Here is a 17,626-nt window from a genome sequence, read left to right on the forward strand (position 1 = left end):
ACGAGCTGATCATCTATGATCGGTTCGTGTGTGTTCTTTTCTCCAATGAGCCTTTTCCATGAATCAGAACGCTGAATATTCCGCGGTCAACGATGCCGTGCACGGGCAGTTTTTTCGCAAAGTCTGGGCAATGATCACGCCTTATTGGCACAGTGAAGAGAAGGTCAAAGCCTGGACGCTGCTGATCGCGGTGATTGCGCTGTCGCTAATCAGCGTGGGGATCTCGGTGTGGTTCAACACCTGGTACAAGGATTTTTACAACGCCCTGCAAAAGAAGGATGAAGCCGCGTTCTGGCAGCTGATTCTGTATTTCTGCGCGATTGCGGCAGTGGCGATTGTTGGCGCGGTTTACCGGCTATACCTGACGCAGATGCTGACCATCCGCTGGCGGGCCTGGCTGACCGAAAAGCATTTTGCCCGCTGGCTCGGCAACAAAAATTACTACCACCTGGAGCAGGGCGGTTACACCGATAACCCGGACCAGCGAATTTCCGAAGACCTCAACAACTTCACCTCCAACACCCTGGAACTGGGCATTGGTTTGCTGCGTAACGTCGTCAGTCTGGTGTCGTTTTCGATCATTCTGTGGGGCGTGTCGGGCAGTATTGAAGTCTATGGCTTCACCATTCCCGGCTATATGTTCTGGTGTGTGCTGGTCTACGCCGTGATCGGCAGCTGGCTGACGCACTTGATCGGTCGCCGCTTGATCGGCCTGAACAACAACCAACAACGCTTCGAAGCCGACCTTCGCTTCTCCATGGTGCGAGTGCGCGAAAATGCGGAGAGTATCGCGCTCTACAACGGCGAGCCCAACGAGAATCGTCGCCTGAGCCACCGCTTCGGGATGGTCTGGCACAACTTCTGGGACATCATGAAGGTGTCCAAGCGCCTGACGTTCTTCACGGCCGGTTACAGCCAGGCGGCGATCATCTTTCCCTTCATGGTGGCCGCGCCGCGTTACTTCGCCGGCAAGATCGAACTCGGTGAGCTGATGCAGATCAGCTCGGCGTTTGGCAACGTGCAAGAGAGTTTCAGCTGGTTTATCAACGCGTATCAAAGCCTCGCCTCCTGGCGCGCGACCTGTGATCGTCTGTTGAGCTTCCGCCAGGCCATGACTGACAACGAGCAGCGCCCACCGGCGATCGATGTGCAGAACGCGGGCTCGGTGTTGAAAGTGCACAACCTTGGCCTCGATCTCGCTGACGGCCGTCATCTGCTGACCAGCGCCGATATGACAGTGGAAGAGGGTGACCGCGTGATGATCAGCGGCCGCTCCGGCAGTGGTAAATCGACGTTGCTGCGAGCGATGGGGCATTTGTGGCCAGCGGGCCATGGCAGCATTCGTCTGCCAACGGCGCGCTATCTGTTCCTGCCGCAAAAACCCTATCTGCCGATTGGCACCCTGCGTGAAGCGCTCAGTTATCCACAGACGGGTGATACCTATCCGGATGAGCGTTACGCACACGTGCTGGAAGTCTGTCGTTTGCCGCATCTGATTTCCCGTCTGGATGAAGCCAATCACTGGCAGCGCATGCTGTCTCCGGGTGAACAGCAACGCCTGGCATTTGCCCGAGCGCTGCTCTACGCGCCGCAGTGGCTCTATATGGACGAAGCGACGTCGGCAATGGACGAAGAGGACGAAGCGTCGATGCATCAGGCGTTGATTGACGAGATACCGGGCCTGAGCATCGTCAGCGTCGGGCATCGCAGCAGCCTGAAGCGCTTCCACCCACGGCATGTGCGTATCGAAAATGGGCACCTCAATGAACAGCCCGTAACGGCGTAAATTCCTCCGCCCTGCCTTTGGGTGGATCTTGTGGCGAGGGGATTTATCCCCGTTCGGCGGCGAAGCCGTCGCAAATCAGCTTCCTCGGTGTATCAGTTACACCGAGGGCAGCGGTTCTGCGACGGCTTCGCCGCCGAACGGGGATAAATCCCCTCACCACAGTTGCTCCCAAAGGGGCTAGGTGATCGTACAACCGCGTTGAGCTATGATGCGGTTTCAGCCGAAATTTTCGAGACCGATGCACACCATGGAAAATCCGATCGACGCACCACGCCTCCCTCGCAAGCGCCGCAGCCTCGCACAGGAACTGGTGACGGTGCTGTCCGAGCAGATCCGCGACGGGCACCTCAAGCGTGGCGACAAATTGCCCACCGAGTCGGCGATCATGGATGCCCATGGCGTCAGCCGCACCGTGGTGCGCGAAGCGATTTCCCGTTTGCAGGCAGCAGGGCAGGTGGAAACCCGCCACGGCATCGGCACCTTCGTGCTGGACACACCGAGCCCGAGCGGTTTCCGCATCGACCCGGCAACCGTGGTGACCTTGCGTGACGTGCTGGCGATTCTCGAACTGCGCATCAGCCTCGAGGTGGAATCCGCCGGCCTCGCTGCACAACGTCGCAGCCCCGAGCAACTGGCAACCATGCGTGCCGCCCTCGATGCGCTTAACGAAAGTGCATCCCACGCCAGTGACGCGGTGGCCTCGGATTTCGCCTTTCACCTCGAGATCGCCCTGTCCACCGGCAACCGCTACTTCACCGACATCATGACGCACCTGGGCACCAGCATCATTCCGCGAACACGCCTCAACTCCGCGCGGTTGGCCCATGACGACCAGCAGCACTACATGAGCCGGTTGAGTCGTGAACACGAAGAAATCTACGACGCAATTGCCCGCCAGGATTCCGATGCGGCGCGGGCAGCGATGCGTCTGCACCTGACCAATAGCCGTGAGCGGCTGCGCCATGCGCATGAAGAGGCTGAGGCGCAGCGCGGATAGGTAATCTGTCCGTGTCATTCATCGTCTGAATTACCGCTATCGCGAACAGGCTCGCTCCTACAGTAGATCTCGCCACACTGAAGATCCCTGTAGGAGCGAGCCTGCTCGCGATAGGGCCATAAGCCATAAACTAAAACCTGCAGTCATTCCACATCTTCCGACAACGTATCTCTGAAACGATCTTTTATTACGTCGCTCGGACCGGTCCTCTCTGCGCCGAAACCGGCTAAAAATCTAAGTCGTAGCCTTTTTTGTCGAACAATTTTCACCCTGCAGCGATGAAATGCAGTTGACGATTACATTTTAAGTTGTACGATGACCTACAACTCGGCGAAGACTGAACGGTTTTCCCAACAACTTAGACGTCGCTACTCAGGGTGTTCGAATAATGAATCCACAAGAACTGAAGTCCATCCTCTCCTCCGGCCTGCTGTCTTTCCCGGTAACCGATTTCAATGCCCAGGGCGATTTCCATCGCGCTGGCTACATCAAGCGTCTCGAATGGCTGGCCCCATACGGCGCCTCGGCTCTGTTCGCCGCAGGCGGCACCGGTGAGTTCTTCTCTCTGGCGGCCAGCGAGTATTCGGAAATCATCAAGACCGCCGTCGATACCTGCGAAACCAGCGTACCGATTCTGGCCGGTGTTGGGGGTTCGACCCGTCAAGCCATCGAATACGCACAGGAAGCCGAGCGTCTGGGCGCCAAAGGCCTGTTGCTGCTGCCGCACTACCTCACTGAAGCCAGCCAGGACGGCGTTGCCGCCCACGTTGAAGCCGTGTGCAAATCGGTCAAAATTGGCGTCGTGGTCTACAACCGCAACGTGTGCCGCCTGACCGCTCCGCTGCTGGAACGTCTGGCCGAGCGCTGCCCGAACCTGATCGGCTACAAAGATGGTCTGGGTGATATCGAGTTGATGGTGTCGATCCGTCGCCGCCTCGGTGATCGCTTCAGCTACCTGGGCGGTTTGCCGACCGCCGAAGTCTACGCCGCTGCCTACAAGGCGCTGGGTGTGCCGGTCTACTCCTCGGCGGTGTTCAATTTCATCCCGAAAACCGCGATGGATTTCTACCACGCCATCGCCTGCGAAGATCACGCCACCGTTGGCAAGATCATCGACGACTTCTTCCTGCCCTACCTGGACATCCGTAACCGCAAAGCCGGCTACGCGGTGAGCATCGTCAAGGCCGGGGCAAAAATTGTCGGTTACGACGCAGGTCCTGTGCGTGCACCGCTGACCGATCTGCTGCCAGAAGAGTACGAAGCGCTGGCCGCACTGATCGACAAGCAGGGCGCGCAATAACAACCGACTAAGCAAGGCCGCTGAGTAATCAGCGGCCTTTTGCGTGAGGAGATAGAACAGTGGCAGATGCAAAGCGTTTCGATAACTACATCAACGGCGAATGGGTTGCCGGTGGCGATTATTCCGCCAACATCAACCCGTCCGAACTGACCGACACCATTGGCGACTACGCCAAAGCTGACCTGGCTCAAGTCCATGCCGCCATCGACGCCGCCCGTGCAGCGTTTCCGGCCTGGTCCACTTCGGGTATTCAGGCCCGTCACGATTCCCTGGATAAAGTCGGCAGCGAGATCCTCGCCCGTCGTGAAGAGCTCGGCACCTTGTTGGCTCGGGAGGAGGGCAAGACCCTGCCTGAAGCCATCGGTGAAGTGACTCGTGCCGGCAACATTTTCAAATTTTTCGCCGGTGAATGCCTGCGCCTGTCCGGCGACTATTTGCCGTCGGTGCGTCCGGGCGTCAACGTTGAAGTGACTCGCGAAGCCCTGGGCGTGGTCGGTCTGATCACCCCGTGGAACTTCCCGATTGCGATCCCTGCGTGGAAAATCGCCCCGGCCCTGGCTTACGGTAACTGCGTCGTGCTGAAACCGGCGGACCTGGTACCGGGTTGCGCCTGGGCGCTGGCTGAAATCATCTCCCGCGCAGGCTTCCCGGCCGGCGTGTTCAACCTGGTGATGGGCAGCGGTCGTGTGGTCGGTGATGCGCTGGTGCAGAGCCCGAAAGTCGACGGCATCAGCTTCACCGGTTCCGTGGGTGTCGGCCGTCAGATCGCCGTCAGCTGCGTGTCGCGCCAGGCCAAGGTTCAGCTGGAAATGGGTGGCAAGAACCCGCAGATCATTCTCGACGATGCCGACCTCAAGCAAGCGGTCGAACTGTCGGTACAGAGCGCGTTCTACTCGACCGGCCAGCGTTGCACCGCATCGAGCCGCTTCATTGTCACTGCTGGTATTCACGACCAGTTCGTTGAAGCCATGGCCGAGCGCATGAAATCGATCAAGGTCGGTCACGCGCTGAAAACCGGTACCGACATTGGTCCGGTGGTTTCGCAGGCTCAGCTTGAACAGGATTTGAAGTACATCGACATCGGCCAGTCCGAAGGTGCACGTCTGGTCAGCGGTGGTGGTTTGGTGACTTGCGAAACCGAAGGCTATTACCTCGCGCCCACGCTGTTTGCCGACAGTGAAGCCGCGATGCGTATCAGCCGCGAAGAGATCTTCGGCCCGGTGGCCAACATCGTTCGCGTCGCGGACTACGAGGCTGCACTGGCCATGGCCAACGACACCGAATTCGGTCTGTCGGCGGGCATCGCCACCACGTCGCTGAAGTACGCCAACCACTTCAAGCGCCACTCCCAGGCCGGGATGGTGATGGTCAACCTTCCGACGGCAGGCGTGGATTACCACGTTCCGTTCGGTGGGCGTAAAGGTTCATCCTATGGATCCCGCGAGCAAGGTCGCTACGCACAAGAGTTCTACACGGTCGTGAAGACCAGCTACATCGGCTCGTAAACGCATTACCCCTGTAGGAGCGAGCCTGCTCGCGATGGTCTTGAGGTCGCGGCGGTAAACTTGATGCCCCGCGTCATCGTTGACCTCCATCGCGAGCAGGCTCACTCCTACAAGAACCAAAGATTCACCCGCGCATAAAAATAATCAGTGGGAGTACATCTACATGCAAGCGACCAAGCCAACCCATGTCCGCTATTTGATTTTGCTCATGCTTTTCCTGGTGACCACGATCAACTACGCCGACCGGGCTACTATCGCCATCGCGGGCTCCAGCCTGCAAAAAGACCTCGGCATCGACGCGGTCACACTCGGTTATATCTTCTCCGCATTCGGTTGGGCCTACGTGGCCGGGCAAATCCCCGGTGGCTGGCTGCTGGACCGTTTCGGCTCGAAAAAAGTGTATGCACTGAGCATTTTCACCTGGTCGCTGTTCACGGTGCTACAGGGCTACGTCGGTGAATTCGGCATGTCCACGGCGATCGTTGCGCTGTTCATGCTGCGCTTCCTGGTGGGCCTGGCCGAAGCGCCGTCCTTCCCCGGTAACGCGCGCATCGTCGCGGCCTGGTTCCCGACCGCTGAACGCGGCACCGCCTCGGCGATCTTCAACTCGGCGCAATATTTCGCCACTGTGCTGTTCGCACCGCTGATGGGCTGGATCGTTTACTCCTTCGGCTGGGAGCACGTGTTTATCGTCATGGGCGTGATCGGCATCATCTTCTCGGGTATCTGGCTGAAGGTTATCCACAGCCCGCGCCAACACCCGATGATCAACGAAGCCGAGTTCAAGCACATCGCCGACAACGGCGGCATGGTCGACATGGACCAGGACAAGGGCAAAGGCAAAAAAGTCGACGGCCCGAAATGGGACTACATCCGTCAGCTGCTGACAAACCGCATGATGCTCGGCGTGTATCTGGGCCAGTACTGCATCAACGGCATCACCTACTTCTTCCTGACCTGGTTCCCGGTGTACCTGGTGCAGGAGCGTGGCATGACCATTCTCAAGGCCGGTTTCATTGCCTCGTTGCCAGCCATCTGCGGCTTCATCGGTGGCGTGCTCGGCGGGGTGATTTCCGACTACCTGCTGCGCAAAGGCCACTCCCTGACCTTCGCCCGCAAGGCGCCAATCATCGCTGGCTTGCTGGTTTCGAGCAGCATCGTGGCCTGCAACTACGTTGACGTCGAATGGATGGTTGTCGGCTTCATGGCGCTGGCGTTCTTCGGTAAAGGCGTGGGTGCGCTGGGCTGGGCCGTGGTGTCTGACACCTCGCCCAAACAGATCGCCGGTCTCAGCGGTGGCTTGTTCAACACCTTCGGCAACATCGCGTCGATCACCACCCCGATAGTCATCGGCTACATCATCAGCTCCACCGGATCGTTCAAATGGGCGCTGGTGTTTGTCGGTTGCAACGCCCTGGTCGCGGTGTTCAGCTACCTGGTGATCGTCGGCCCGATCAAGCGTGTGGTGCTCAAAGAGCCGCCAGTCAGCGGACCTGAAACACACAACAAATTGTCTCAAGCGCATTCCTGAGGAGCGGCGTCATGCAGTTGATTGAACATTCCGACTCGCCGCGCTACATCCGCCTGCACGAGCGGGACAACGTCGTGATCGTGGTCAATGACCAGGGCGTGCCGGCCGGCACGGAATTTCCCGACGGCCTGGTCACCGTGGACTTCGTGCCACAGAGCCATAAGGTCACTCTGGAAGACATTCCCGAGGGCGGCCAGGTGATTCGTTACGGGCAGACCATCGGTTATGCACTGTTGCCGATTCCTCGGGGTAGCTGGGTCAAGGAAGATCAACTGCGCATGCCCACCGCACCGCCGCTGGACAGCCTGCCGCTGTCCACCGAAGTGCCGGCGGCGCAGGCACCGCTGGAAGGCTTCACGTTCGAGGGTTATCGCAACGCGGACGGCACCGTCGGCACGCGCAATATTCTGGGTATTACCACGACTGTTCAGTGTGTCACCGGGGTGCTGGACCATGCGGTCAAGCGCATCAAGGATGAATTGCTGCCGCTTTATCCGAACGTCGATGACGTGGTCGGGCTGACCCACAGTTACGGCTGCGGCGTGGCAATTACGGCCACCGACGCCTACATCCCGATCCGCACCGTGCGCAATCTGGCGCGTAACCCGAACCTGGGCGGCGAAGCCTTGGTGATCAGTCTGGGCTGCGAGAAATTGCAGGCCGGGCAGGTGATGCACGAGAACGACAGCTCCGTGGATCTGAGCGATCCGTGGCTTTACCGCTTGCAGGATTCGAGTCACGGTTTCACCGAGATGATCGAGCAGATCATGGCGCTGGCCGAGACGCGTTTGAAAAAGCTCGATCAGCGTCGCCGGGAAACCGTGCCGGCGTCCGAGCTGATTCTGGGGATGCAGTGCGGCGGTAGCGATGCGTTTTCCGGCATCACTGCCAACCCGGCGCTGGGTTATGCCTCGGACCTGTTGCTGCGTGCGGGTGCGACGGTGATGTTCTCCGAAGTCACCGAAGTGCGCGACGCGATTTATCTGCTGACTTCCCGAGCGGAAACTCAAGAGGTGGCTCAGGAACTGGTGCGGGAAATGGATTGGTACGACCGTTACCTGGCCAAGGGAGAAGCGGATCGCAGCGCCAATACCACGCCGGGGAACAAGAAGGGCGGATTGTCGAACATTGTCGAGAAGTCACTGGGCTCTATCGTCAAATCCGGCAGCAGCGCGATCAATGGCGTGCTCGGCCCGGGCGAACGCTTCAAGCGCAAAGGCCTGATCTTCTGCGCGACACCCGCCAGCGATTTCGTTTGCGGGACGTTGCAGTTGGCGGCCGGTATGAACCTGCATGTGTTCACCACCGGACGCGGCACGCCGTATGGGTTGGCCATGGCGCCGGTGGTCAAAGTGTCGACCCGGACTGAACTGGCGCAACGCTGGCCGGATTTGATCGACATCGATGCCGGGCGAATTGCAACCGGGCGGGCGTCGATCGAGGACCTTGGCTGGGAGTTGTTCCACTACTACCTGGACGTGGCCAGTGGCAAGCAGCAGACATGGGCTGAAAAGCACAAGCTGCATAACGACATCACCCTGTTCAACCCGGCGCCGATCACCTGATCCTGTGGCGAGGGAGCTCGCTCCCGCTGGACTGCGTAGCGGTCCCTCTCTTTTTAGGTAAAAGAGGAGGGCCGCTTCGCGACCCAGCGGGAGCAAGCTCCCTCGCCACAGGTTTCCCAACACTTGATCTACCAGACGCCGATGTCCTCGGTGGCTTATCATTAGCCCCCTAACGACGCCCACCAAGGTATACCCCGGCATGCTGGCAATCTTCCTCGAAACCCTGAATATCACCGCGCCGGTGTTTGCCATGCTGTTTCTGGGTGTGCTGCTCAAGCGCATCGACTGGATCAACGACAACTTCATTCATACCGCGTCGGCTCTGGTGTTCAACGTCACCATGCCGGCGTTGTTGTTTCTGGGCATCTTGCATGCCGACCTGCACGCCGCTTTGCAGCCGGCGCTGCTGATCTATTTCTCGGTCGCGACCCTGGCGTGTTTCGCCATCGCCTGGGGCTGGGCGATCTTGAAGTGCCCGCGTGAGGATCGCGGGATTTACACCCAGGGCGCGTTTCGCGGAAACAATGGAGTGATCGGGCTGGCGCTGGCAGCGAGCATGTACGGCGATTACGGGATTTCCCTCGGGGCGATCCTCGCCGCGCTGGTAATCCTGTTTTACAACACGCTTTCGACCATTGTGCTGGCGGTGTACAGCCCGGTGATCAAGTCCGACCCTTGGAGCATCTGCAAGAGCGTGATGGTCAATCCGCTGATCATCAGTGTGATTGCGGCGGCCCCCTTTGCGTATTTCAAGATCGGCTTGCCGGGATGGCTGGAAACGTCCGGTCAGTACCTTGCGCAAACCACCTTGCCGCTGGCCTTGATCTGCATCGGCGGCACGCTGTCGCTGGCATCACTGCGTAAAAGCGGAAACATGGCGCTCAGTTCAAGCCTGGTGAAGATGATCGGCCTGCCGGTGCTGGCGACGCTAGGTGCGTGGTTGTGGGGATTTCGCGGGGCGGAGTTGGGGATTCTGTTTCTGTACTTCGGCAGCCCGACCGCTGCAGCCAGTTTTGTCATGGCGCGGGCGGCCAATGGTAATCATGAACTGGCCGCGGCGATTATCGTGATTACTACGCTGATGGCGGCGGTCACCACCAATCTCGGGATCTTTTTGTTGCAGTGGGGTGGGTGGATTTAACCTCGAGAGCTGCAGTGTTCTCCTGGGCCTCATCGCGGGCAAGTCCGCTCCCACAAAGGTATTTGGTGTACATGCAATGTGTGCAACAAAGCAGAACCCTGTGGGAGCGGGCTTGCCCGCGATAGCGATCTCACTGTCACTGCAAAAGCCAGGCTATTACGCCGGTTTCTGGTAGGTATCAATTACTTCCTGCGCCGCCCGGAACGCATCGATGGCCGCCGGCGCTCCGGCATACACCGCACAATGCAGCAGCGTTTCACGAATCTCCTCCACGGTGCAGCCGTTGTTCAGCGCACCGCGCACGTGGCCTTTCAATTCCTGCGGACACTTAAGCGACGTCAATGCGGCGAGGGTGATCAGGCTGCGGGTTTTCAGTGGCAAGCCTTCACGGTTCCAGACCGCACCCCAGGCGTGCTCGTTGACGAAATCCTGCAGCGGCTGGCTGAACTCGGTGGCATTGCCCAGCGCGCGGTCGACGAAAGCGTCGCCCATTACTTGGCGGCGGACTTCAACGCCGGGTTTTTTATTGTCGGTCATGGCGATTCCTTTTTGTGGTGTTGGCGACGCCAGGCGCGCAGCGACGTGAACAGCAAAAACGCCACCAGCGCCGGCAGGACGAAAAACAGCATCAGGTGTTCGAGCTTGCCAGCCAGCGGCATACCGGTAGTGAACGACACCACATGCAGGCCGTAAGCCAGGTACAAACCCAAAAACAGCAAGCCTTCGGCGCGCGTCACCCGATACCCGGAATAGAACACGGGCAGGCACAACGCCGCGACGCCGAGCATCACGGGCAGGTCGAAATCCAGGGCATTGGGCGATACCGACAAGGGCGTCGGCGCGACCAATGCGGTGACGCCAAGCACACCCAGAAGGTTGAACAGATTGCTGCCGATCACGTTACCCACGGCGATCTCCCGCTGGCCGCGCAAGGCGGCAATCAAGGAAGTCGCCAGCTCCGGCAGTGAGGTGCTGACTGCAACGATCGTCAGCCCGATGATTCGCTCCGACAGCCCAAGATCCGTGGCCACCGCGACCGCCGCGCCCAACAGCAAGTGGCCGGCGTACACCAGCATTGCCAGCCCGGCGACGATCATCAGCAGGCTGCTGATCCATGGCGTATGGCGCGTCGGGTCGTGAGATGGCGGGCGCGCCGAGTGCCGTGACTGGCGCAGCAGCAACGCCAGGTACAACACCAGGGCTGCCAGCAGCACCATGCCGTCGACGCGGGTCAGTTCTTCATTCCACGCGAGCACGAACACCAACAGGCTGGCGCCGATCATCAGCGGGATGTCCAGCCGCACCAGTTGCCGGGAAACCCGCAGCGGGATGATCAGCGCCGACAGGCCAAGGGTTACCAGGATGTTGAAAATACTGCTGCCGATCACGCTGCCGACCGCGATATCGGCGTTCTGCGCCAAGGTGGCTTGCAAGCTGACCGCCATTTGCGGCGCGCTGCTGCCGAGGGCGACGATGGTGAGACCAATGATCAGAGGTCGCACTTGCAGGCGTGCGGCCAGGCGCACGGCGGCGCGAACCATGAGTTCGGCGCCGGCGATCAGTAGAAACAGGCCGCTGAGCAATTCAATCACGCTGCTCAGGGGTAAATCGGCAAGTCCGAAAATAGTCAGCGCTCCGTCAGTCGTCGAGGGCTTGCACACGAACCCGCGCAGTGCCGCTGCGCACCATGCCCAATCGCTCGGCCGCTTCGTGCGACACGTCGATAATGCGCCCACGCGTGTGCGGCCCGCGATCGTTGATACGGACCACGCAGGACTTGTTGTTACTCAGGTTGGTGACCTTCACTCGCGTGCCAAAGGGTAACTGGCGATGGGCGGCGGTCAGGGAATTCTTGTTGAAACGCTCGCCACTGGCGGTGCGTTTGCCTTGGTGTTTGGCGCCGTAGTAAGAGGCGGTACCGGTCTTGTCGTAGCCGTGTGGATCAATGATGTCGTTGCTGGCACAACCGGCCAGAAGAGAGAGCAAGGCGCAGGCGCCAAGTAGACGCTTCATTCAAGGTTTTCCAAAATAAATGTGGCGAGGGAGCTTGCTCCCGCTGGTCTGCGAAGCAGACCCAAATCGGCAACCGCATTCTTTCTGGAAGAATGTATCAGCCGATTTTGCGACCGCTTCGCGGCCGAACGGGAGCAAGCTCCCTCGCCACAGAGGAATGAGCCAGGCCTGGAATCTGGCTCCATTCTCATCAGCCTTCGAGCTTGCTTTTCAGCAGTTCGTTGACCTGTTGCGGGTTGGCCTTGCCTTTGGAGGCTTTCATGGCCTGGCCGACGAAGAAGCCGAACATTTTGCCGCGCTTGGCTTCGTCTGCCGCGCGGTATTGCTCGACCTGCTCGGCGTTGGCCGCGAGCATTTCGTCCAGCACCGCAGAGATCGCGCCGCTGTCGGTCACTTGCTTGAGGCCGCGCTTGTCGATGATCTCGTCCGCACTGCCTTCACCATTGGCCATCGCTTCAAAGACCACCTTGGCGATCTTGCCGGAGATGGTGTTGTCCTTGATGCGCAGCAGCATGCCGCCCAGTTGCTCGGCCGAAACCGGCGACTGATCGATGTCCAGGCCCTGTTTGTTGAGCAAACTGCCCAGCTCTACCATCACCCAGTTCGCTGCGAGCTTGGCGTCACCGCCGATGCTCACGACCTTCTCGAAGTAATCGGCTTGCTCGCGGCTGGTGGACAGAACGCTGGCGTCGTAGACCGAAAGACCGAACTGCTCCTGGAAGCGCTCGCGTTTCTGCGGTGGCAATTCCGGAAGGGTGGCGCGCACCTCGTCGAGGAACGAGTTCTCGATCACCACCGGCAGCAGGTCCGGATCGGGGAAGTAACGGTAATCGTTGGCTTCCTCTTTGCTGCGCATCGGACGGGTTTCGTCCTTGTTCGGATCGTACAGACGGGTCTGCTGGATCACCTTGCCGCCGTCTTCGATCAGTTCGATCTGACGCTGCACTTCACTGTTGATCGCCTTCTCGATGAAGCGGAACGAGTTGACGTTCTTGATCTCGCAGCGGGTGCCGTATTCAACCTGGCCCTTCGGACGGATCGACACGTTGCAGTCGCAACGCAGCGAGCCTTCGGCCATGTTGCCGTCGCAGATGCCCAGGTAACGCACGAGTGCGTGGATGGTCTTGACGTAAGCCACCGCTTCCTTGGCGCTGCGCATGTCCGGCTCGGAAACGATTTCCAGCAGTGGCGTGCCGGCACGGTTCAGGTCGATGCCGGTGGCACCGTTGAATTCTTCGTGCAGGCTTTTGCCGGCGTCTTCTTCCAGGTGCGCACGGGTCACGCCGACACGTTTGATCGTGCCGTCTTCCAGGGCGATGTCCAGGTGGCCCTTGCCAACGATCGGCAATTCCATCTGGCTGATCTGGTAGCCCTTGGGCAGGTCCGGGTAGAAGTAGTTTTTACGGGCGAACACGTTGTGCTGGCCGATCTCGGCGTCAATCGCCAGACCGAACATCACGGCCATGCGCACCGCTTCCTGGTTCAGCACCGGCAATACGCCGGGCATGCCGAGGTCAACCAGGCTGGCCTGGGTGTTCGGCTCGGAACCGAACGTGGTGGAACTACCGGAAAAGATTTTCGACCGGGTGGTGAGCTGGGTGTGAATCTCCAGCCCGATCACGACTTCCCATTGCATGTGTTTCTCCTCAGAAGCCGGTTGGGGTGCGGGTGTGCCAGTCAGTATTCAATTGATACTGGTGGGCAACGTTCAACAGGCGACCTTCCTGGAAATACGGAGCGAGCAGTTGCACGCCGACCGGCAGACCGTCGACAAAACCTGCTGGCATGGACAAGCCCGGCAGACCGGCAAGGTTGGCAGTGATGGTGTAGACGTCTTCCAGGTACGCAGCGACCGGATCGCTGTTCTTGGCGCCGAGCTTCCAGGCCGGGTTCGGCGTGGTTGGGCCGAGGATGATGTCAACCTCATTGAAGGCCGCCATGAAGTCGTTCTTCACCAGACGGCGGATTTTTTGCGCCTTCAGGTAGTAAGCGTCGTAGTAACCGGCCGACAGGGCGTAGGCACCGACCATGATCCGGCGCTGAACTTCCGGGCCGAAACCTTCGCCGCGGGAGCGTTTGTAAAGGTCTTCCAGGTTCTTCGGATCTTCGCAGCGATGGCCAAACCGCACGCCATCAAAGCGCGACAGGTTGGAGGACGCTTCTGCCGGGGCGATCACGTAGTACGCAGGGATCGCGTGCTGCATGTTCGGCAGGCTAATTTCCTTGATCACGGCACCGAGCTTTTCCAGCTCCTTGATGCTGTTGTGGATCAGCTCGGCGATGCGCGGATCGAGACCGGCGCTGAAGTATTCCTTCGGCACGCCGATGCGCAGGCCTTTGAGCGATTCGTTGAGGCTGGCGCTGTAATCCGGCACCGGCTCGTCGATGCTGGTGGAGTCATTGGCGTCAAAACCCGCCATGCCTTGCAGCAGGATCGCGCAGTCTTCGGCGGTGCGGGCAAGCGGGCCGCCCTGATCGAGACTGGAGGCATAAGCGATCATGCCCCAGCGCGAAACACGACCGTACGTCGGTTTCAGGCCTGTCAGGTTGGTGAACGCGGCTGGCTGACGAATGGAGCCGCCGGTATCGGTCGCGGTGGCGGCCGGTAGCAGACGGGCGGCCACGGCAGCTGCCGAACCACCGGACGAGCCGCCGGGCACGTGTTCCAGGTTCCACGGGTTTTTCACGGCGCCGTAGTAGCTGGACTCGTTGGCCGAACCCATGGCGAATTCGTCCATGTTGGTCTTGCCAAGGGTCACAGCGCCCGCGGCGGCGAGCTTCGCAACGACGGTGGCGTCGTACGGCGCCTTGAAGTTATCGAGCATCTTCGAGCCGCAGCTGGTGCGGATGCCCTGGGTGCAGAACAGGTCTTTGTGGGCGATCGGCGCGCCGAGCAGGGCGCCGCTCTCACCATTGGCCCGGCGTGCGTCAGCGGCTTTCGCCTGCTGGAGCGCCAGGTCTTCGGTGAGGCTGATGAAGCTGTTGAGCTGCGGATCGAGCTGGGCGATGCGCGCCAGCAGGACTTTGGTCAGCTCTTCGGAGGAAAACTTTTTATCGGCGAGTCCGCGGGCGATCTCGGCCAGAGTCAATTGATGCATTGCAGGCTCTTTCCCTTTAGTCGATGACTTTCGGAACCAGGTACAGGCCGTTTTCGACCGCTGGTGCGATGGACTGATAGGCCTCGCGGTGATTGGTCTCGGTCACGACGTCTGCACGCAGGCGCTGGCTGGCTTCCAGTGGGTGGGCGAGCGGCTCGATACCGTCGGTATTGACCGCCTGCATTTCGTCGACAAGCCCGAGAATGCTGTTCAGGGCCGAAGTGATGTGTGGAAGATCGGCATCATTGAGGCCAAGGCAGGCCAGATGAGCGATTTTTTCCACGTCGGAGCGTTCAAGCGCCATGGGAATCTCCAGTGGAAAACAGAACGGACGGCGTCCGTGTGTTAGATTGTCGGAACACTACCGCATTTCTACGGTCATAAGGCCGCGATTGTGGGGGTTGGTGCACAGAAAAGCGGCCAATTTAACATATTGGCGCCTTGCCCAAAATCCCTGTCGTTGTTAGAGTTTGCCGCACTTTTTTACCCACGCGTTGCCTAGGGTCCTTTCCCCATGTTCAAGAAACTGCGTGGCATGTTTTCCAGCGATCTCTCCATTGACCTGGGCACTGCCAACACCCTTATTTACGTGCGCGAGCGCGGAATCGTCCTGAATGAGCCATCGGTTGTGGCCATTCGGACACACGGTAACCAGAAAAGTGTCGTTGCCGTTGGCACCGAGGCCAAGCGCATGCTCGGCCGTACGCCGGGCAACATTGCTGCCATTCGTCCGATGAAAGACGGCGTGATCGCCGACTTCAGCGTCTGCGAAAAGATGCTGCAATACTTTATTAACAAGGTTCACGAAAACAGCTTTCTGCAGCCTAGCCCGCGTGTGTTGATCTGCGTTCCATGCAAATCCACTCAGGTTGAGCGTCGCGCCATCCGTGAATCGGCCCTGGGTGCCGGTGCTCGTGAAGTGTTCCTGATCGAAGAGCCAATGGCCGCTGCGATCGGTGCCGGCTTGCCGGTTGAAGAAGCCCGCGGTTCGATGGTTGTCGACATCGGTGGTGGTACTACCGAAATCGCACTGATCTCCCTGAACGGTGTGGTTTACGCTGAATCCGTGCGAGTTGGCGGTGACCGCTTCGACGAAGCAATCATCACTTACGTGCGTCGCAACTACGGCAGCCTGATCGGCGAATCCACCGCCGAGCGCATCAAGCAGGAAATCGGTACGGCCTACCCGGGCGGCGAAGTGCGCGAAGTTGATGTTCGCGGTCGCAACCTGGCAGAAGGCGTTCCTCGTGCCTTTACCCTGAATTCGAATGAAGTGCTGGAAGCTCTGCAAGAGTCTCTGGCTACCATCGTTCAGGCTGTGAAAAGCGCGCTGGAGCAATCGCCTCCGGAGCTGGCTTCCGATATCGCCGAGCGTGGCCTGGTGCTGACCGGTGGTGGCGCCTTGCTGCGTGACCTCGACAAGTTGCTGGCCCAGGAAACCGGTCTGCCAGTCATCGTTGCCGAAGACCCGCTGACATGCGTTGCTCGCGGCGGTGGCCGTGCATTGGAAATGATGGATAAACACACCATGGACCTGCTTTCCAGCGAGTAAATCGTTGGCATGCATCTATGCTGTTGAGCGCGCAGGCAGCACTTTGCAGTGCTGCCTGTTGGCGTTTATCTTCTGTCAGTCTGCATCCAGGCCGGTTTGATGCCGTATGAATAAAGAAAACATTTGCCTGGGAGGAGCGGCTTATTAAACCGCTTTTCACCAAAGGGCCTTCACTGGGCGTGCGCTTGTTGGTGCTGGTCGTGCTATCGGTCGCGCTGATGGTGGTCGATGCCCGCTTCACACTGTTCAAGCCAGTGCGTAGCCAAATGTCGCTGGTACTGATGCAGTCCTACTGGATCACCGACCTGCCACAGCGGTTATGGCAGGGTGTGGCCAGCCAGTTTGGCAGCCGGACCGAACTCGTCGCCGAAAACGAAAAACTCAAGACTGAAAACCTGCTGTTGCAGGGCCGCATGCAGAAGCTTGCCGCCCTCACCGAGCAGAACGTTCGGCTGCGCGAGTTGCTCAATTCCTCAGCATTGGTCAACGAAAAGGTCGAAGTTGCCGAGTTGATCGGCATGGACCCCAACCCCTTCACCCATCGCATCATCATCAACAAAGGTGAGCGCGACGGTGTGGTCCTCGGCCAGCCGGTGCTCGACGCCCGTGGCCTGATGGGCCAGGTGGTTGAGTTGATGCCCTACACCTCCCGCGTCCTGCTGCTGACCGACACCACCCACAGCATCCCGGTGCAAGTGAACCGTAACGGTCTGCGGGCGATTGCCAGCGGCACCGGCAATCCGGAACGCCTGGAACTGCGTCACGTGGCCGACACCGCCGACATCAAGGAAGGTGATCTGCTGGTCAGCTCCGGCCTGGGTCAGCGCTTCCCGGCGGGTTATCCCGTAGCGACGGTCAAGGAAGTGATTCACGACTCCGGTCAACCCTTCGCCATTGTTCGCGCCGTACCCACTGCCGCGTTGAATCGCAGCCGCTACTTGCTGCTGGTGTTCAGCGACGGTCGTACGGCCGAAGAGCGTGCCAATGAAGCCGCCCAGGCTCAGGAGGCGCTGGATCAGTATGGTGGTGGCCCGGTTATTCCTCCCACCGTATCGAAGCCGGCCATTGTGCCTGCAGCGGTGGCGGCTCCTGCCGCTCCTGTAGCACCGGCTGCCGCAACACCGGCCGCACCGGCCAC

General features: G+C 59.7%; 15 protein-coding genes. 9 read left to right on the plus strand and 6 right to left on the minus strand.

Annotated features, from left to right (window positions below; all coding sequences use genetic code 11):
- Positions 1-58 precede the first annotated feature (58 nt).
- The 7 genes from GBC55_RS24575 to GBC55_RS24605 all read left to right on the plus strand — a co-directional run bounded on the left by GBC55_RS24575 (position 59) and on the right by GBC55_RS24605 (position 9,825).
- Complete coding sequence (locus GBC55_RS24575) at positions 59-1,786, plus strand: ABC transporter ATP-binding protein/permease (RefSeq protein ID WP_162440073.1); 1,728 nt, start codon at positions 59-61, stop codon at positions 1,784-1,786.
- 247 nt (positions 1,787-2,033) lie between these two features.
- The gene (locus GBC55_RS24580; RefSeq protein ID WP_178114336.1) at positions 2,034-2,783 is read left to right on the plus strand and encodes a FadR/GntR family transcriptional regulator; all 750 of its coding nucleotides are present in this window, start codon (positions 2,034-2,036) and stop codon (positions 2,781-2,783) included.
- Positions 2,784-3,171: 388 nt separating this feature from the next.
- Positions 3,172-4,083, plus strand: a complete 912-nt coding sequence (gene kdgD, locus GBC55_RS24585) for a 5-dehydro-4-deoxyglucarate dehydratase (protein ID WP_162440075.1) — start codon at positions 3,172-3,174, stop codon at positions 4,081-4,083.
- A gap of 59 nt (positions 4,084-4,142) precedes the next feature.
- Positions 4,143-5,588, plus strand: a complete 1,446-nt coding sequence (locus GBC55_RS24590) for an aldehyde dehydrogenase family protein (protein ID WP_162440076.1) — start codon at positions 4,143-4,145, stop codon at positions 5,586-5,588.
- Between the two features lie 163 nt (positions 5,589-5,751).
- Positions 5,752-7,119, plus strand: a complete 1,368-nt coding sequence (locus tag GBC55_RS24595; protein WP_162440077.1) for an MFS transporter — start codon at positions 5,752-5,754, stop codon at positions 7,117-7,119.
- Between the two features lie 11 nt (positions 7,120-7,130).
- Positions 7,131-8,684 carry a galactarate dehydratase gene (gene garD / locus GBC55_RS24600; protein ID WP_162440078.1) on the plus strand — a complete coding sequence of 518 codons (1,554 nt, stop codon included), beginning with the start codon at positions 7,131-7,133 and terminating at the stop codon, positions 8,682-8,684.
- A 199-nt stretch (positions 8,685-8,883) separates the two neighbouring features.
- Positions 8,884-9,825 (plus strand): AEC family transporter, encoded by a 942-nt coding sequence (locus GBC55_RS24605; protein ID WP_162440079.1) that lies wholly within the window; start codon positions 8,884-8,886, stop codon positions 9,823-9,825.
- Between the two features lie 156 nt (positions 9,826-9,981).
- Here the strand turns inward: GBC55_RS24605 and GBC55_RS24610 are convergent, their stop codons facing one another.
- From GBC55_RS24610 to gatC, 6 genes are all read right to left on the minus strand, one after another.
- A complete protein-coding gene (locus tag GBC55_RS24610) occupies positions 9,982-10,362 on the minus strand; it encodes a carboxymuconolactone decarboxylase family protein (protein WP_162440080.1) in 381 nt (126 codons plus the stop codon).
- Positions 10,359-11,417: a calcium/sodium antiporter gene (locus GBC55_RS24615; protein ID WP_162440081.1), complete on the minus strand. Its 1,059-nt coding sequence runs from the start codon at positions 11,415-11,417 to the stop codon at positions 10,359-10,361. Before GBC55_RS24615 ends, GBC55_RS24610 begins: the two co-directional genes overlap by 4 nt.
- Before the next feature lie 46 nt (positions 11,418-11,463).
- Complete coding sequence (locus GBC55_RS24620; protein WP_162440082.1) at positions 11,464-11,838, minus strand: septal ring lytic transglycosylase RlpA family protein; 375 nt, start codon at positions 11,836-11,838, stop codon at positions 11,464-11,466.
- A gap of 190 nt (positions 11,839-12,028) precedes the next feature.
- On the minus strand, positions 12,029-13,474 hold the full coding sequence (gatB, locus tag GBC55_RS24625) for an Asp-tRNA(Asn)/Glu-tRNA(Gln) amidotransferase subunit GatB (RefSeq protein WP_162440083.1): 1,446 nt from the start codon (positions 13,472-13,474) through the stop codon (positions 12,029-12,031).
- Between the two features lie 10 nt (positions 13,475-13,484).
- Complete coding sequence (gene gatA / locus GBC55_RS24630; protein WP_162440084.1) at positions 13,485-14,936, minus strand: Asp-tRNA(Asn)/Glu-tRNA(Gln) amidotransferase subunit GatA; 1,452 nt, start codon at positions 14,934-14,936, stop codon at positions 13,485-13,487.
- A 16-nt stretch (positions 14,937-14,952) separates the two neighbouring features.
- On the minus strand, positions 14,953-15,240 hold the full coding sequence (gene gatC / locus GBC55_RS24635; protein WP_007901429.1) for an Asp-tRNA(Asn)/Glu-tRNA(Gln) amidotransferase subunit GatC: 288 nt from the start codon (positions 15,238-15,240) through the stop codon (positions 14,953-14,955).
- A gap of 210 nt (positions 15,241-15,450) precedes the next feature.
- On the opposite strand from gatC, the gene mreB reads away from it, so the two are divergent.
- Complete coding sequence (gene mreB / locus GBC55_RS24640; RefSeq protein WP_002555108.1) at positions 15,451-16,488, plus strand: rod shape-determining protein MreB; 1,038 nt, start codon at positions 15,451-15,453, stop codon at positions 16,486-16,488.
- A 179-nt stretch (positions 16,489-16,667) separates the two neighbouring features.
- A partial coding sequence (mreC, locus tag GBC55_RS24645; protein WP_247266992.1) for a rod shape-determining protein MreC occupies positions 16,668-17,626 on the plus strand: 959 nt, incomplete at its 3' end.

Source organism: Pseudomonas sp. TNT3 (assembly GCF_010095445.2).
Taxonomy (GTDB): Bacteria; Pseudomonadota; Gammaproteobacteria; order Pseudomonadales; family Pseudomonadaceae; genus Aquipseudomonas.

Excerpts from the sequence above, each read along its gene's own strand:
- mreB (WP_002555108.1), top strand. The coding sequence starts at position 15,451 with ATGTTCAAGAAACTGCGTGGCATGTTTTCCAGCGATCTCTCCATTGAC.
- garD (WP_162440078.1), top strand. The coding sequence starts at position 7,131 with ATGCAGTTGATTGAACATTCCGACTCGCCGCGCTACATCCGCCTGCAC.
- kdgD (WP_162440075.1), top strand. The coding sequence starts at position 3,172 with ATGAATCCACAAGAACTGAAGTCCATCCTCTCCTCCGGCCTGCTGTCT.
- GBC55_RS24605 (WP_162440079.1), top strand. The coding sequence starts at position 8,884 with ATGCTGGCAATCTTCCTCGAAACCCTGAATATCACCGCGCCGGTGTTT.
- gatC (WP_007901429.1), bottom strand. The coding sequence starts at position 15,240 with ATGGCGCTTGAACGCTCCGACGTGGAAAAAATCGCTCATCTGGCCTGC.
- GBC55_RS24595 (WP_162440077.1), top strand. The coding sequence starts at position 5,752 with ATGCAAGCGACCAAGCCAACCCATGTCCGCTATTTGATTTTGCTCATG.
- GBC55_RS24610 (WP_162440080.1), bottom strand. The coding sequence starts at position 10,362 with ATGACCGACAATAAAAAACCCGGCGTTGAAGTCCGCCGCCAAGTAATG.
- GBC55_RS24620 (WP_162440082.1), bottom strand. The coding sequence starts at position 11,838 with ATGAAGCGTCTACTTGGCGCCTGCGCCTTGCTCTCTCTTCTGGCCGGT.
- gatA (WP_162440084.1), bottom strand. The coding sequence starts at position 14,936 with ATGCATCAATTGACTCTGGCCGAGATCGCCCGCGGACTCGCCGATAAA.
- gatB (WP_162440083.1), bottom strand. The coding sequence starts at position 13,474 with ATGCAATGGGAAGTCGTGATCGGGCTGGAGATTCACACCCAGCTCACC.
- GBC55_RS24575 (WP_162440073.1), top strand. The coding sequence starts at position 59 with ATGAATCAGAACGCTGAATATTCCGCGGTCAACGATGCCGTGCACGGG.
- GBC55_RS24580 (WP_178114336.1), top strand. The coding sequence starts at position 2,034 with ATGGAAAATCCGATCGACGCACCACGCCTCCCTCGCAAGCGCCGCAGC.